Source organism: Zobellia barbeyronii (assembly GCF_018603515.1).
Taxonomy (GTDB): Bacteria; Bacteroidota; Bacteroidia; order Flavobacteriales; family Flavobacteriaceae; genus Zobellia; species Zobellia barbeyronii.
In genome coordinates this window covers 204325-220924 of record NZ_JACATN010000004.1, presented here as the reverse complement: position 1 = coordinate 220924, position 16600 = coordinate 204325, and the positions used below count along the sequence as shown (strand labels likewise).

Annotated in this window: 14 protein-coding genes; 5 read left to right on the top strand and 9 right to left on the bottom strand. The window is 38.0% G+C overall.

Annotated features, from left to right (window positions below):
* Positions 1–25: 25 nt before the first annotated feature.
* The 3 genes from HW347_RS13385 to HW347_RS13375 all read right to left on the bottom strand — a co-directional run bounded on the left by HW347_RS13385 (position 26) and on the right by HW347_RS13375 (position 2926).
* Positions 26–634, bottom strand: a complete 609-nt coding sequence (locus HW347_RS13385) for a hypothetical protein (protein WP_214612321.1) — start codon at positions 632–634, stop codon at positions 26–28.
* A gap of 581 nt (positions 635–1215) precedes the next feature.
* Complete coding sequence (locus HW347_RS13380) at positions 1216–2268, bottom strand: phosphoadenosine phosphosulfate reductase domain-containing protein (protein ID WP_214612320.1); 1053 nt, start codon at positions 2266–2268, stop codon at positions 1216–1218.
* Between the two features lie 4 nt (positions 2269–2272).
* Positions 2273–2926 (bottom strand): hypothetical protein, encoded by a 654-nt coding sequence (locus HW347_RS13375; RefSeq protein ID WP_214612319.1) that lies wholly within the window; start codon positions 2924–2926, stop codon positions 2273–2275.
* 600 nt (positions 2927–3526) lie between these two features.
* Between HW347_RS13375 and HW347_RS13370 the strand changes: the two genes are divergently transcribed.
* From HW347_RS13370 to HW347_RS13355, 4 genes are read left to right on the top strand one after another with little or no spacing between them, the layout of a single operon-like run.
* Entirely contained in the window at positions 3527–4213 is a 687-nt protein-coding gene (locus HW347_RS13370) for a TetR/AcrR family transcriptional regulator (protein WP_214612318.1), read from the top strand.
* On the top strand, positions 4206–5870 hold the full coding sequence (locus HW347_RS13365) for a peptidase domain-containing ABC transporter (protein ID WP_214612317.1): 1665 nt from the start codon (positions 4206–4208) through the stop codon (positions 5868–5870). The genes HW347_RS13370 and HW347_RS13365 overlap by 8 nt, the downstream gene beginning before the upstream one ends.
* 6 nt (positions 5871–5876) lie before the next feature.
* Positions 5877–7232, top strand: a complete 1356-nt coding sequence (locus HW347_RS13360) for an HlyD family secretion protein (RefSeq protein ID WP_214612316.1) — start codon at positions 5877–5879, stop codon at positions 7230–7232.
* The gene (locus HW347_RS13355; RefSeq protein ID WP_317195321.1) at positions 7229–8635 is read left to right on the top strand and encodes a TolC family protein; all 1407 of its coding nucleotides are present in this window, start codon (positions 7229–7231) and stop codon (positions 8633–8635) included. Before HW347_RS13360 ends, HW347_RS13355 begins: the two co-directional genes overlap by 4 nt.
* Positions 8636–8959: 324 nt before the next feature.
* Here the strand turns inward: HW347_RS13355 and HW347_RS13350 are convergent, their stop codons facing one another.
* From HW347_RS13350 to HW347_RS13325, 6 genes are all read right to left on the bottom strand, one after another.
* On the bottom strand, positions 8960–10372 hold the full coding sequence (locus HW347_RS13350) for an alkaline phosphatase D family protein (RefSeq protein WP_214612315.1): 1413 nt from the start codon (positions 10370–10372) through the stop codon (positions 8960–8962).
* A gap of 98 nt (positions 10373–10470) precedes the next feature.
* Positions 10471–11046, bottom strand: a complete 576-nt coding sequence (locus tag HW347_RS13345; protein WP_214612314.1) for an NAD(P)H-dependent oxidoreductase — start codon at positions 11044–11046, stop codon at positions 10471–10473.
* A 73-nt stretch (positions 11047–11119) separates the two neighbouring features.
* Positions 11120–11932, bottom strand: a complete 813-nt coding sequence (locus HW347_RS13340; protein ID WP_214612313.1) for a helix-turn-helix domain-containing protein — start codon at positions 11930–11932, stop codon at positions 11120–11122.
* Positions 11933–11978: 46 nt separating this feature from the next.
* Positions 11979–12482 (bottom strand): YybH family protein, encoded by a 504-nt coding sequence (locus tag HW347_RS13335; RefSeq protein WP_214612312.1) that lies wholly within the window; start codon positions 12480–12482, stop codon positions 11979–11981.
* 113 nt (positions 12483–12595) lie between these two features.
* The gene (locus HW347_RS13330; protein ID WP_214612769.1) at positions 12596–15091 is read right to left on the bottom strand and encodes an ABC transporter permease; all 2496 of its coding nucleotides are present in this window, start codon (positions 15089–15091) and stop codon (positions 12596–12598) included.
* A gap of 47 nt (positions 15092–15138) precedes the next feature.
* A complete protein-coding gene (locus HW347_RS13325; RefSeq protein ID WP_214612311.1) occupies positions 15139–15828 on the bottom strand; it encodes an ABC transporter ATP-binding protein in 690 nt (229 codons plus the stop codon).
* 22 nt (positions 15829–15850) lie between these two features.
* On the opposite strand from HW347_RS13325, the gene HW347_RS13320 reads away from it, so the two are divergent.
* Positions 15851–16597 carry an arylesterase gene (locus HW347_RS13320; protein ID WP_214612310.1) on the top strand — a complete coding sequence of 249 codons (747 nt, stop codon included), beginning with the start codon at positions 15851–15853 and terminating at the stop codon, positions 16595–16597.
* Positions 16598–16600: the final 3 nt, after the last annotated feature.

Below are 16600 nucleotides of genomic sequence, written 5' to 3'. Positions count from 1 at the left end.
GTGACGCTTGCGATAGCAGGGATTTTCATTCCAGTTCGTATTTCTGTTTTTCAAGAACTTTAGCTTCCATCTTATATCCTAATCCAATTGCGAACTTGGTTATAGTTGAATCTCGCCTTAATTTTTCTAAATCAAATTCCCCAACGTATTCTTCTATTCTGGTACTAAGGTATGTTGTGTCATTAATTCTGTTTGAAGTCACTCGGTATTTTAAATTCCAGTCAGGCTCATTTCCAATTCCAGCAACGGGATAAAATCCGATTAAGCTATCTTTCTTATTATAAATAAGCATTCTTAAATCCGGAAATTTACCAGTTGCACCGTCAATTATGGTAATTATTTTTAATTCATCGGTATTTTTTTGAATTGAATAGAATTGATAATAAGTTTTATTATCAGAAGTATTAGGTCTCAAACGGTGCTGATAATATTTGCTAGCATCTTCTTTTGATAAAGTTTTTAATTCAATTTTTCCATCGTACCAATCTTGAATATCAAATTTTTTGAGTCCAAAGTATTTAAAATCAGTTGAGTCGATAAAATTTGATTCCGATTCGCTTTTTTCGGAGTTCTTTTTATTAATTGAACAGGAAACTATAAACAAAAATAAAAATATGGTGCTTTTAATTTTCATTTAGTAAGTGTGGTTATATATTCTTGGTAAGCCTAAAGTTCTTGAGTTAATTTTGCAGGTTTTTCTAAGATCAATTATCTAAAAAAAAATAGACTATTATTAGGGAAATTATAAAAATATAAAAAATCACTACGAGGGTTGCAATTGAATCAAAGACAATATTCTTTTAAGTTTTTCTCCCATCCTCTGTTTTAACTTAATTTCACTATTCTTCTAGAATTTCGTTTAATATTTTGATTGATATGGGTAACCCTATAATTATTGAGACGATGCACATATTAACTGCCTTTTTTACATCTTTCGGGTCATGCGAAGAACTAAAAGTATAATTAATGAAATCAGCTGGAGAGATAAAAAATATTACTATTAAAGCAAAAATGCATGATCCTGTCCACATTACGATAAGATACCGAAATAAACCAAACCAATTTTTTGTGCTAAATTTCATGTTTAATAATTCTGTTTTCGAACTTTGTGCTAACGTATTTGTGTATGGTTTGTTGTTTTGTTTAGAATATAACCTTACAAATACTGACTAAACAGAAAATTCGCTAGAGTATAATTAAGTAGGACTTGTTCCATCAATTAATCTTAAAGGATGTTTTTTCCACATATTTTTCGTTGCATTTATCAATTTCCCAGAGTTCATATATTCTTTTAATCTCTTCATCACTAATTAGATTTAGTCCGCTGATTCTTTCGGCGGTCAATAACTTCATTAAGATAATTTCTCTCCCTTCTAAAGTTATTGGTCCTAAACCTTTTATACCATTACGGCGATAATCACAACGATACTTTTCATTATCTCTAAATTCTGAAATCCAGTTACGGAATTCGTATAATTCTTTTAACTCAGAATAGCCGTTCTCTATTAAATTTCCCATAGACTTATCTTTTCTAACTACAGTGCAAGTCCAACATCCAAAGCGAGAATTCCCGCAAGAAGAACCTTTCGTTTCTCTGTAAACAGGACATTCAGATTCTGCATCTTGGTATATATCTCTAATAGTTGCAAAGTCTATACTTTTAGGTAAATCTGCATAACGTAAAGTAAGCCAAACATCTTCAAGAGTGTGATTAATAATTGGGCTGAAAATTAACTTATTTGAAGATCCGTTTTGCTTTAAATAATATTCGTTAGAAGTTTTATGTTTTTCAATTGTTCTATCTCTTTGTTCGCTTTCGGTATTTCTGATTCCAAGTAGAATAATGGCCTTATCATCTTTTTCAATCAATTGTTTTACTGGGTTTATTCTTAATTTATCAGTACACCACCTAAAAATATTTGTCGGTGTTGGATACCCACGACCAATTACTTTGACAAAGAATCTGTCATTTAATTTTGGTTTAAGGATTTTAAATTTTAGAGGTATTTTATGTATTAAACATTCTTTTTTAAGTTTTTCAAACGTTTCGTATACGTAATCTGTTACAATTGGATTTTCAACACCAGTATCACAATACATGACTGTTACATCTTTATGAAATTTATTAATTTTCATAAAGGCCCTAAATACTAAGGAAAGCATAGAAGAAGAATCTTTTCCTCCACTATATCCTATGAACCAAGGAATATCATTTTTTTGATATTCTTGAATTATAACCTCAATTGCATTTGTATCTCCTTTAATCATTAAATCAAATATTACTAATCAATCCATCAATTATTTCGTCAACTCTATTGATGTGATGAGTTTCTATATATTCGATTTGTTCATTGGATAATTTTACGTGTTTAAGAAAGGCTAATATGTGGGCGAATAGAGATATTAAAGCAATTAAAATCATTATAAATCCACCCATAAGTAATAGGTTAGATGATTTATTGAAAATGAATATTGAAATTAAAAATAATATTGAAAAAAGGAAGCAGATTATGAGTAAATCAGCGGTAGAAGTCCAGATTAATCCATTAAGGAAAACATTTGTTTGTTTTTTCTTTAATGATTCATCGTTATCAATAATGTTATAAAATACATTCTTTAGCCTATTTTTTTGATATAAAAACTGTTTTTGCTTGTCACTTAAGGGCTTTGTGTAGAGTTTAAGTATATGATTTTTAATATTTAAATCAATTTTCTTATGAGAATAATTGGTTACTAGAAATCTAATATCTGTCAAATAAAATAATGCGCCAAAAGCTATAGCAATTAGAAAAGGAATAGAAAACTCTTTAAATTCAATTTCAGAAAATTCTTTATTTGCAATTATAAAATAATAATACGTACCAATTATTACTGCAAATATTCCTGGAAGTAATAGTCGTAATTGTTTTAACGTTTTTTGTTCCATTTTGATTTTGTGATTTATTTTTGAAGTTACTTGCCACTTGTTTTTTTGACGTTAGACGTTAAATGAATCCATACAGAATCTATTTATTACTAAAACAAAGTATTTACACCCTTAATTGAACTTACTCCACTCTCAAAACTCAGAGCCTTTTTCGTACAGAACTTTAAATATCAATATTTAAGTTGAGATACGGCAAGTGTCCGTTTTACAATTGCTTCTTTCTGACAGTTATTCGACAAAACGTACGAATTTATCGACGTAGAAGAGTTTTTTTTAAGATTCCAGCACACTTTTTACAAAAATATAAGAGCATCGGCATTTTGGTGGTTTTTGTGCTGCTTCGGTGGGGTTCGTTTTTCAATTGTATGTATGGTCTTCTTCTCGTACTTCTTTTATTTTACAGTACTCCCAATGGTCTAGGGTGTGCTAGTATTGGGCTATAATCCCTATTTCATCGGCCTATAAAAAGAAGAATTGAAACCTACAAACAGTAGTAAATGAGTTAATAAAGATAGTATTTGTATCAAAAATAAAAGTTAAACTATTGAGTTATAATAGTAATACTATTATATTTGCCCCTGTAACTATTATTTGAAGCATATGGATCGGCTATTACAATCTATTAAAATAGGAATTAACGAGAAGATATATATTAAAGACCCAGAGTCTACCGCTTTGGGAAAACGCATTGTGGAGCAGAGCATTTTACTGATCCAAGAAATGGGTTTTGAGACCTTCACTTTTAAAAAGTTGGGCGTTAGAATAAAGAGCAATGAAAGTTCTATCTACCGTTATTTTGAGAACAAGCATAAATTGTTATTGTACCTAGCTTCTTGGTATTGGGGTTGGTTAGAATACAAATTGGTTTTCTCTACCAATAGCATACAGGACCCACAGGAAAAATTAAAAAAGGCCTTGGAGATCGTTACCAAACCCACGGAGATAGATTCTAACTTCTCGCATATTAATGAGGTGCTTTTGAACAATATTGTTATCAACGAGTATTCTAAATCTTATTTGACCAAAGAGGTAGATGCAGATAATAAAGAGGGGTATTTTGTGATCTACAAAAGATTGGTAAACCGCTTAAGCACTATGATTTATGCGGTAGATGCAGCTTATACATATCCTAGCAGTTTGGCCAGTACGGTATTGGAAGGCTCGCTGCACCAACATTTTCTAAAAGACCATTTTGCCTCCTTAACGGACTGTCATGAAAAAGGAGACCCAACCAACTACTTTACAGAACTGGTATTTAATTCTTTAAATAATAAACTGAATGGCTAAAAAAATACTTACCTCTTGGCAACGCCTTATGGGCTTGCTTAAACTAGATAAAAGAGACGTACTACAAACTTTTTATTATGCCATTTTTGCGGGTTTGGTAAACCTCTCGCTTCCGCTGGGTATACAATCTATTATAAACCTTATACAGGGTGCGGAAATTAGTACTTCGTGGATTCTTTTGGTAGTCCTGGTTACGGGTGGTGTGGCCTTTGCCGGTATTCTCCAGATCATGCAAATACGCATTGTGGAGAATATGCAACAGAAAATATTTACACGGGCTTCTTTTGAGTTTACCTACCGGTTTCCAAAAATTAAGATGAGCGAAATACGGGATTATTATCCGCCAGAACTGGCCAACCGTTTTTTTGATACCATAACCGTACAAAAGGGCCTTTCCAAGCTTTTGCTAGATGTGCCTGCAGCCATCTTACAAATTATATTTGGGTTGTTGCTGCTGTCTTTCTATCATCCGTTTTTTATTATCTACGGAATTCTATTGCTGTTATTGGTCTACCTCGTTTTCCGTTTTACGGTACAAAAAGGGATGGATACCAGCTTAGAGGAGTCAAAATTGAAATACAAAGTAGCCCATTGGATACAGGAAGTGGCCCGTTCGCAAGTAAGTTTTAAACTATCTGGCCGGACAAGTCTTGCCGTAGATAAGAACGATAACCTGGTTACGGAATACTTAAAGTCTAGGGAAAGCCACTTTAGGGTATTGTTGATGCAATTTATACAAATGATCGGGTTTAAGGTTCTGGTTACCGCTGGGCTGCTTGTTATTGGTGGCTTGCTGGTACTCAACCAAGAAATGAACATTGGGCAATTTGTAGCGGCGGAAATTATTATTCTATTGGTTATTACTTCTGTTGAAAAGCTTATACGTGGTTTTGAAACCTTCTATGATTTGTTGACCTCTCTTGAAAAAATTGGTCAGGTGGTTGATCGCGAATTAGAGAACCAAGGTGGTGAAATGCCCTTGCGAGATGATGATAATTTAACGGTAGAACTGGATAAGGTTTCTTTTAGTACGGGCAATAGGAAAAACATCTTACATGATATTTCATTTAAAATAGAGCCGGGAAGCAGACAGCTGATCATTGGCGAGAACGGTTCCGGTAAATCTACTTTACTGCGCTTGATTGCGGGTATTATAGAGCCTACCGAGGGTAATATCTATGCGAACGATTTTTCGCTAAAGGGTATTAATCCTAACCATTATAGGTCTTTCCTAGGGCAGAGTATTCCAGAAGAGAGTCCGTTTGAAGGGACTATTTTGGAGAACATCACTTTTGGCGATAAACGAATTCCGCATGTAGACCTGCATTGGGTATTGGAGAATGTTGGTTTGCTACAGTTCATAAAAGAACAGCCCAACGGACTCAACTCTATGATTTATCCGGAAGGGCAACACATACCCTATACCATATCTCGTAAAATAGTCTTGGCAAGAAGTATTGTGCACATGCCAAAACTACTCTTATTAGATGATCCTTTGGACCAGTTTGATGAGGTAGAAGCGGAGCGAATCATGAAGTTTCTGACCAACAAGTCAAACCCATGGGCATTAATAGTTGTAAGCAATGACCTGAGATGGTTAAAAGCATGCCAAAAAATAATTACGTTGAACCAGGGGCAACTTGTTTCCATAACCTAAGAAGCTATGCTAAATATATCTACTAATCCTATAAATAAAACGGTGCACCTAACGGGATACAAATCTACCGATAAGGTTTTTCACCAAAGGCACTACAAGCACTTTAACCGGTTCTTGTTGGGGTCCGCACTTTTTGGATTTATTCTTTTGTTCCTACCGTGGACGCAGAGCGTGCGGGGTACGGGAAGTCTAACTACGCTAAGTCCGGAACACCGGCCGCAGAGCATACAATCGCCCATTCCCGGACGTATAGAAAAATGGTACGTGCAAGAGGGTGATTATGTAAAAAAAGGGGATACCATTTTACATATTTCCGAAGTAAAGAACGAGTATTTTGACCCACGTTTAGTGGAAAGAACAGGGCAGCAGATAGCGGCAAAGAATATGTCCGTAGAATCGTATCAGGGTAAAGTGGGTGCATTAAACAATCAGATTGCTGCATTGGGTAACGAGCGGAACCTAAAATTGGAGCAATCCAGAAACAAACTGTTGCAATCCAAACTGAAGGTAAAGAGCGATAGTATAGACTTGGAGGCCGCACGTACAAATCTTGAGATTGCCGAGCGCCAATACGGCCGTATAGAGCAATTGCAACAAGAAGGCCTAAAAGCCATGACCGATGTGGAGGAGAAAAGATTGAAGCTTCAAGAAACGCAAGCCAAGCTCATTTCTCAGGAAAATAAAGTCTTGGCCGCTAAAAACGAAGTCCTCAATGCCACCATGGAAATTAACCGGGTACGAGTATCCTACACGGACAAGATTTCTAAAGCACAGAGTGATATGTACACGGCACAATCCAATCAGTTTGATTCTGAGGCGCAGGTGAGCAAGCTAGAGAACCAATTTGCCAATTATGAGATACGTACAGGTATGTATTATATAAAGGCACCACAGAGCGGTTATATCAATAAAGCGGTGCAAGGCGGCATAGGTCAGAATTTTAAAGAGGGAGACCGTTTGGTGGGTATTATGCCATCCGAGTTTGAAAAGGCAGTAGAAACTTTTGTGGCCCCTATAGACTTGCCTTTGGTACACGTAGGCGAAAAAGTACGGATTCAGTTTGATGGTTGGCCGGCAATTGTTTTCAGCGGTTGGCCCAATGCTTCCTATGGAACTTTTGCAGGGAAAATTGTAGCCGTGGAAACTTTTATAGATACCAGTGGAAAATACCGCGTATTGGTTGCTCCGGACGATGACCCGGAGGCAGAACCTTGGCCAAAGGATATTCGTGTTGGTTCCGGTGCCAATACCATATCACTTTTAGACGATGTACCTATTTGGTTTGAGTTATGGCGCCAGATAAACGGATTCCCACCTAACTATTATCAGCCAAAAGAAACGACTGCTAAAAAGGAAAAATGATGAAGAAATTACTGTTTTATCTCTTTGTTGTATGCTGTTTTGGTGCGCAGGCCCAACAGCCCGGAGAGGTGGTTTTAGGTTTTAACGAATATCTGGGATACGTAAAAAAGTACCATCCCATAGCCAAACAGGCCCAACTGAATATAGGAATGGGGCAGGCGCAACTCATGAGTTCGCGTGGTGGTTTTGATCCTAAGATAGAGGTAGATTATGACCGCAAGGAATTTAAGGGCACGGAATATTATGACCGCCTGAACGCTACTTTTAAAATACCTACTTGGTACGGTGTGGAGCTGAAAGGAAACTTTGAGCAGAATGAAGGAGTGTATTTAAACCCAGAGAATACGGTTCCAGAAGATGGGTTGTATAGTGCCGGAATTTCTATGTCCGTAGGGCAGGGACTTTGGATAAACCAACGTATGGCTACTTTAAAACAGGCCAAGATTTTTAAAGAGCGTTCATTAGTAGAGCGCGATTTACAGGTGAACGAGGTGCTTTTTGAGGCTTCTTTGGCGTATTTTGATTGGTTGCATGCTTACCAAGATGCGCAAGTATATGCTGATTTTTTGGCGAATGCCGAAATGCGTTTTGAAGGAGTGAAAAAGAGTGCCCAAGTTGGGGAGGTTGCCGCAATTGATACGGTGGAAGCTAAAATAGCCATGCAAGACCGTGAGCTGAATTTGGAGCAGGCAAAAGTCCGCTTTATGAAAAGTGCATTGGAGCTTTCTAATTTTCTTTGGATGGGCGATAATATGCCGGTGGAGCTACAGGCCAATGTAACACCGGAGACCAATTTGGCAGGTGATATTGATACGACACTAGAAATTATGGGCATGCCCTTGGATAGCTTTTCTATAGAGAACCACCCGAAGTTAAAATCTTTGGGGTATAAGATTGATGGGCTCACCGTAGAAAAGCGATTGAAAGCCAACAAGCTTTTGCCTAAAATTGAATTGCAGTATAATTTTTTGACGCAGAAACCGGAATACATTTCCAGTTTTACCACAGAAGCTTACAAAGGTGGTGTAGCTTTTAGCGTGCCCCTTTTTCTAAGGAAAGAACGCGGCGATTTAAAACTGGCGAAACTGAAATTACAAAATGCCGAGTTTGAAATGGACGATGCTGAAATACGGATCAAGAACAAAATAGTGGGACTGTACCGGGAATTGGAATCTTTTGAAAAGCAAAATGTTTTAATAGACGATGTGGTTTTTAATTACAACACCATGGTCGCCGCTGAAGAACGGAAGTTCGGTTTTGGGGAGAGTTCTTTGTTTTTGGTGAATTCTAGGGAAAGTAAACTCATAGATGCAGAACTGAAAAGAAATGCAGTTCAGAACAAGTTTTTCTCCGCAAAAGCCAAGTTGTTTAATTCTATTGGGGTGAATCCTAAGAATTTGTAGTAGAATTTAAGAGCTTCACTTTTTAAGCAAGAGAATAAATTCGCTATGCGGTATAGGTTTTACGACCATGTAAATATCGTATACCGCTTGTCCTCAATAGTTTCGGTTGGACGGGTTTCTGCTCGCTGACATGAAATAAGAGAGAACTTTGTAGCAAATTACTTGTTATGAAAGCAATTTATACAAAGCTTAAAACCCGTATAGAAGGGGAGGACACCTTGGCAATGATTGTCTGTTTCTCCATTTCCCTGACCGTATTCTTTATTATGAAAGTGTTGAATAGGGAAATACCCTTATAGCCGCTATTTATTAGCATATGGGAGGTTATACAGCTACTTTTATGACCTCTTTATTTACTTCGTTCCCATCCACATCATAATGGGTAAATTCAATTACTGCTTCTTTTTTCTCGCGGTACACCTTTACCGCTAAAAATCCACCTTGTACTCTTAAGAATTTATGTTCGGGACGTTTGTCTTCCTGATTCCAACCTTGGGCATGAAAATCACTCACCGGCCCTTGACTGAATTCGCGTAGCCCTGTTACAGGATCTACGGAAACATATTGCCAATGCCTATCACCATTAATGACCAGTACATTTTGGTCGGCCAAATACTGGCGCAGCCATTTTCCTTCTGTTGCAAATGAGGTATTGGAGTGGTTGTCATATTTCCCTTTTGAGCGGTCAGGCCCAACTATAGGAGTGGGCGAAACTAGAATTTTAAATGTAGCATCTGATGCTTCTACGGTTTCCTTAAACCAAGCAATCTGTTCTTTTCCCCAAATGGTTTTTTCCTTTCCGTCCGGAGATTTATTGTCACTGCGGTATTCGCGTACCTCTACGTTCCATATTTGTACATCTTTACCCCATCTAAATGTTCGGTAAGGCCTGTCAATAATGGGTACTTGCTCGCGCCAAATATCAAGACCGTCCTCATAGCTTAATTCGCCAAAAGGTGTGGAATACGAAGTCGCGTCGTCTTTCAATAAATCGTGATCGTCCTTTTGTAAGTAAGCTGGCGTGTTTTTATAAAAGTCGAATAGGGCAGGCCAAGAATTCATGGCGTGCCATTTGTGCCTTGCCAATTCTACGGTGTAGGCCATAGGGCCGGGTTTGTCATAATACACGTAATCTCCCGTTTGGCAATGGAACAGCGGATTCATTTTAAGCATGCTGTCATAGATTTTAAAACCACGAACCGCATCATCATGAGACCAATAAAATTGACAAGTAGATGAGGTGAAAAACACCGGTACCACTTGGTCTGCAGACGGCGCGGTAGAAAATGACCCTTTTATTTCAGCTACTGGGGCGTCTTCACTTTTTCTCCCTTGTATTTGTATGTCATAATGGGTGTTGGGGCGTAAGCCTTCAAACTTCTGTTTCAGTGTAAAATCTCTGTAACCGGAAACATATTCCCATTCCGTACTGATCAGCGTGTCTTTTGATTTCAGGTTGATTTTCACTTGTCCCGAGGAACCGTCAACCGCACCTTCCATCTCAGAAATAGGCATGTTGTTATCAAAATCGATGGGAGGTCGGAACACTTTATCCACTTGCTTGTGGTATACCGCCACGGGTTGTTCCGTTTTACAAAGTCTAGTCAGAATAATAGCGGAAGAATCCGTTACTTCTCCAATTTTGAATCCGGTGGTAAAATAGACATTCGCTTCGTTTTGGGCAGCGCCAGAAAAAAGCCCGAGAGTAAGCAATACTAAGGTAATTGGTAGTTTCATGTTGGTATAGGTATGGGTTGTGGTCTCCGGTTGTAACTTCTATAAAACTAAAACCGGAAGTATAAATATACCAATTTTGAACTCCTTTAATGTCAAGACTATATTTGATATGCAGCTATGAGCATTTCCATCCATTCTTGTATGCGTTCAGGCGATGGTCTATCCGCTTGGTCAAAAAAGAAATGTTGTGCTACTTCCAGTCCACAATACTTAAAAATACCTGTGTCAGATGTTAGGGAAAGGGCTTTGTCCATGCCAATGCTTTCGTATTCTGCTTGCGATTTTCCATGGGTATTGATTATAGTCGTTTGCTTTTTTTTGAGGAGTCCTTTTTGAATACCAGCATCATAGCGGTAAGCAAAGCCATAACTAAAAACACGATCTATATACCCTTTCATTATGGCGGGCATTCCGGTCCACCAAATAGGGTAGATAAGGGTGATGTGCTCCGCCCAAGAAATGTATTCTTGTTCTTTTTTGACATCTTTTGAAACCTCACCCATGTGCTGCCCGGACATGTCTTCCAAAGAAAGAATAGGGTTAAAGTTGAGGTCGTACAGATTTCTAATGACCACTTCGTGATTTTGCTGTTTTAGGGTTTCTGCAACCGTCTGTTTTAAATGGAAGTTTAGACTGGCTGCATTGGGATGCGCGTAGATAATAAGATGCTTCATTTTCTATGGATTTTAGATTGATGAAGCAAATTTAGCTCTGTCCTTTGGGCTGTAATTGTAAGAAAACGAAATGCTATTCCGTTTGGCAAATATCCTGTGAGAATTTGAGGTATTGAGTAGGCGTGTGGCCCGAGAAGTGTTTGAAGTCGTGTATCAATTGACTTTGGTCATAATAACCGCAAGCCTCAATAATAGCGAACCAATTTACTTTGGAGGATTGGTTTTGTAGCAACCCGATTGCTTTTATAAATTTCTCGTACCGGCTCTTTTCTTTGGCGGTATAACCAAAGTATTTTTTATGGTTGAGCTGAATAGTTCTTTCGCTCTGTTGGGTTTCCTGAGCTATAATTTTAATGGGGTTAAAGACTGTATAGTCGCCTGTATAATCAGCTAATTTTTGAAAAGCTGTTTCACTTTGTTTTAAATAGGGTTTGCAGAAATCTAGAATCAGGTTTACACGCTCTTTTGGGGTTACTTTTTTAATAAGCTGCCAGAGATTAGTAAAGCAATTCTCGGTTAAAAGCGAATCTGGATTTGTAGGTAGGTAATCGGATAAAATCACTTTACCAAAAAAGCGATAAAAGGCATCGTCTTTAAAATTGGCGACCAGCATATCCGAACCAGCAGGTAAAGTATAATCAAAAGCTTTTTTTATGGGGCCAAGGACAAGGCATTTTTCAATTATCATTTGAGTATTGCGCTCTGTTTTAAATTGAACAGGCGCACCAAAACTAAAAACCATAATAATTTGAAAGCTGGGAACGAGCGTTTTGGTAATGGGGTAATCTGAACGGTTTTCAGCTCTATAGAAATGCGTAAAAATATCCTGAAAAGTTTCAGGGACTTCTATTCTTTTACTCGTGAATTTATTTGGCTCAATTCCCATTTTTTCTGGGTAATAGGGATGCTTTTGAAATACGTCCGTAGGCTATTTAATTTTCAGTTTTTTCAACGGAACTAGCATGGTCTTTAATCACATACCAATTGCCGTTTGTTTTCTCCAAAGTATAGCTTACAATCAATCTATTAAAATAGGGTTTGCCATTTCTCTCAGGCTCTTTGTACATAAATTCCGTTGTAGCTACGCCAATAGTATCACCAACATCGGTACTCAGTATTTTCGTGCTTACCGTCCAGTTAGGCATCTTAAACCAATCTTCGTGAAACTTTATAAATCCATCAACAGAATACACAATTTCTGAACTAGGTTGGATCAGTTCCATAGCTCCATTGGGAGACAGTGTAGCTTTTAAGGCCTCTAAGTTTTTAGTGGTAACAGCGTTTAAATGCTTGGTAAGAACAGCGGTAAACAAAACTTCATTTTGGTTCTGTGATACTATGCTTTCCTGACTGTTTTTTTGCTGCTGAGCAAAGGAACCACAGGTTAGTAGAAAGAAAACAAGAAGCAGTATTTTGGAATGAATTGCTTGTTTCATATTTGCTTTTTGAACGCGAGTTTTACCCCAACGGCATAAATGTTATGGTCTTTCTAAAGTACTGCTTTTTCTTTAACTCTATTTGAAACCTTAGAATAGAGGAGGGGGCAATATCAGGATTCCCTCCTTAAAACTTCCAAAGGCGAACTGCGCAATACAGTTTGTATGTTGCTTAAGCCAATTGCCAAAACCAGCAATGTAATTCCAGGTAAAAACACCAAAAATGGAATCAAGGAAGGTACAAACGGTTCCTTGAAAATAAACACCGCCAAGCAAAGGCTACTTACCAAAGCAAGTATGATCCCCACTAAACTACCCAGTAGACCTAAAAAGATATACTCTAAGGCAGATATTTTTAAAATCTGGTTGTTCTTGGCGCCCAACGTACGAAGCAAAACACTCTCTTTAATACGTTGGTATTTACTTGTTCTAACGGAACCGATAAGGACAATAATACCCGTGAAAATGCTAAAGAAGGCCATGAAATTGATAATCCAAGATACTTGGTCTAGTATACCTTCTATTAAAGAAGAAACCTGTCGTAAATCTATAATGGTCACATTCGGAAATTTAGCGACTAAATCCCGTTGCATTAACGCTGAGCCTTTTTCATCCGGAATATTGCTGGTAAAAACATTGAATTGAGGTGCTTTTTCCAAAACTCCTTTAGGAAACACCACGGAAAAATTAAGTTGCATTTGTGCCCAATCCACTTCACGGATGCTACCGACTGTAGTTTCCATTAATACACCCTGAACATTAAAAACAACAGGGTCGTCCACGCCTATTTTAGCATCTCTGGAAAGATTATCGGAAATAGAAATGTACACAGGTTCGCCCTCTTTTATCTCAGGAGTCCATGTGCCTTCCAACAATTTTTCAGAAGGAGCGAGGGAATCGCGGTATGTGGTTCTGAACTCATGGTTCAAAATCCAACGGCGAATTTGGTGTGTGGTGTCTTTTCGGAGCTCGTTGACTGATTTACCATTAATGTTATGCATGCGCATGGTGACCAAAGGAATGTTTTTAAGAACAGGAAAACCTTGGTCCTTTATACTTTTTGCAACCGAATCGCGCTGTTTAGGCTGAATATCCAAGATAATAATATTGGCGTTTTCGGAAGTCTGTCCAATTTCTGCTTTTGCCAATAGAATATCTTTGGTGAAATATAAAGTGCTAATCAAGAAGGTTCCCAAACCTATGGCAACTACCAATACAACTGTTTGGTTGTTTGGCCTAAACAGGTTGAGTAAACTTTGGCGTGCCGTAAAGCTCCAATGTTTTGGAAAAAAGCGTTTAACCATCCTTGTGAAAAGCGAAGCTACAACCGCTAGAATTGCAAAAGTGATAAGCGTACCAGCAACAAATGCTAAGGCGTACATGGCATCTTTTATCAGCCAAAAGGAAAATAAAAACAAGAATACCAGAATAACTCCGAACACCAACAATCGTATGGATTGCGGCTCTTGCGACGAATTTTCATCGACCCGTAATACGTCTAAAGGCGATACATACCAAGTTCTCAATAAGGGAAGAAGCGCGAATAAAACGGACATAAATAGCCCAAGCAACACACCGATTATCAAAGGTTGTGCAGTGATGGTGATTTCAAGGTCAAAGGGCAAAAATTCTTTAAGTAAATATGGAAATAGCTCTTGAATACCAATGCCTATGAGTGAACCGATAAGACCTCCAACGATGCCTATCCCAGCAATCTGTATCAAGAAAATCAGAAAACTTTGTAGTCTGGAAGCACCCATGCATTTTAAAATAGCAATGGCTTTTAGCTTTTCTTTGATGTAAATATGTACGGAACTGGCAATACCAATACATCCTAAAAGCAAGGCTATAAAGGCAGCTAGGTTCAAGAATTTCCCAACATTGTCATAACGGCTGCCCAAGCGTTTTGTGGTGCTGGTATGTGTGTCTAAATCTGCATTTTCTAGCTCCAGTTCAGGTTCTAGTTTATCTTGTAGTCGTTTTAGATTGACCGTATCTTGTGTCTTATAATAATATTGGTATTCCTTTCGGCTTCCGAATTGCAAGAGATTCGTGGCCTTTATATATCGGTACGGAATGATTACAGGAGGAGCCACAGAAGTTGAGATGGCAGTGCTTCCCGGAATTGCTTTTAATGCACCAGCAATGGGGATGGTTAGTTCGCCTATTTTTATAGAATCACCTGGGTTAATATCAAATTGAAGCATTAGCGTAGCATCTACCAACGCACCACCTGATTCTTGATAGGTGTTAGCTACAGCGGATGGTTGCGTTTCTATGTCCCCATAAAACGGAAAATCACCGTCCAGGCCTTGTATTTTCACCAATTTGGTGCCACCATTCTTTGGGAAAACGGCCATGGATACAAAGTTGACTTCATATGCATCTGGCTTTAGCGAATCGATAATAGCCTGTGCCCGTTCTGTGGGTATTTGCTTAGAGTCGATTTTGAAATCGGCACCCATCAATGCTTTTGATTGACGCTGTATATTGTCCTTTAAATTCGTGCTGAATAATTGAATGGAAACTACTGCTGCAATGCCCAAAATAATCGAGGCCATAAATAGCAGTAAGCGCACTTTGCTAGCTTTGGCATCGCGCCACGCCATTTTAAAAAGCCAAGGTGTCCGTAAACTTTCGTTAGATTTAGAATTCATCAAATTGAAGCAGTAGGTTGATTGGTTACTATTTTTCCTCCTTTAAGTCGCAATATTTGCTGCGTACGGTTGGCTAATTCTAAATCGTGGGTTATAATAACCAATGTTGTTCCGTTTTCCTTGTTCAGGTCTAACAACAACTGAATTACCTTTTCCCCGGTTTCAGTATCTAGGTTTCCCGTAGGTTCATCTGCAAATAAGATAGAAGGTGCATTCGCAAAAGCTCTTGCCAATGCCACACGTTGCTGCTCGCCACCGGATAACTGAGAAGGATAATGATGTAAGCGGTCTTTTAAACCTACTTTTTCCAATAATTCGGTACCTTTTTGAGTAGCGTCTTTGGCACCTTGAAGTTCTAAAGGAACGCTCACATTTTCTAGTGCTGTAAGTGTAGGTAACAACTGAAAATTCTGAAATATAAAACCAACCTCCTTATTTCGTAATTGGGCACGTTGGTCTTCATTTAAGGTGTTTAAATCCTGTCCACATAATTCTACCGAACCCGCATTTGGCGCATCCAAACCAGCACATAAGCCCAATAAAGTTGTCTTCCCACTTCCCGATGGTCCTACGATTGAAAAAGTCTGGCCTTTCTCAACATCAAAAGAGATGTCGTGCAAAACTGTTAATTGCTTGTTACCGCTGGTGTATGTTCTCTCCAAACCGGTAATCTTTAATATCTTTGACATTATCTTAATTTAAATACCATTTATGTTCAAGCCGCATAATAAAGATTTCCACTCTAAATTACCAGTGCCATTAGGGCAGAAACTCATAAAGTTTAGTTATTTTTTTATAGCCTTATTTTTTCTTTCTTGTGGTGATGCAAAAAAGGAAAAAACTGCTGAGGTTAAAAATGATTCAGAACAGGTTGAAGATACAGTCGTAACAGATACTGCAACAAAAAGTATTTTATTTTTTGGTGATAGTATCACAGCAGGTTATGGTCTTGATGATAGCGATGATGCGTATCCAGCGGTAGTGCAACAAAAGATTGATTCTTTAAACCTAGATTATACTGTAATCAATTCCGGAGTAAGTGGCGAAACAAGCGCTGGAGGTAGAAGCCGAATTGATTGGGTGATAAAACAAGATCTTGATATTTTCGTATTGGAACTTGGTGCCAATGACGGCCTACGTGGAGTGGATTTATCTGAAACACGGTCAAATTTGCAAGGAATAATAGACGTGGTAAGAGAAAAAAGCCCAGCTATCACAATCATTCTTGCCGGTATGCAGCTACCCCCAAATATGGGAGAAAAATATACTACAGAATTTAGACAGCTGTTCATAGACTTAGCCGAAAAAAATGACATAGAATTTATTCCATTTATTTTGAAAGACGTGGGTGGAATAGCGGCATTAAATCAAGCTGATGGTATCCACCCAACTATTAAGGGGCATAAAATTGTAGCAAATACGGTATGGGAGACTTTACAGCCGTTGCTTAGGGGTTAGAGA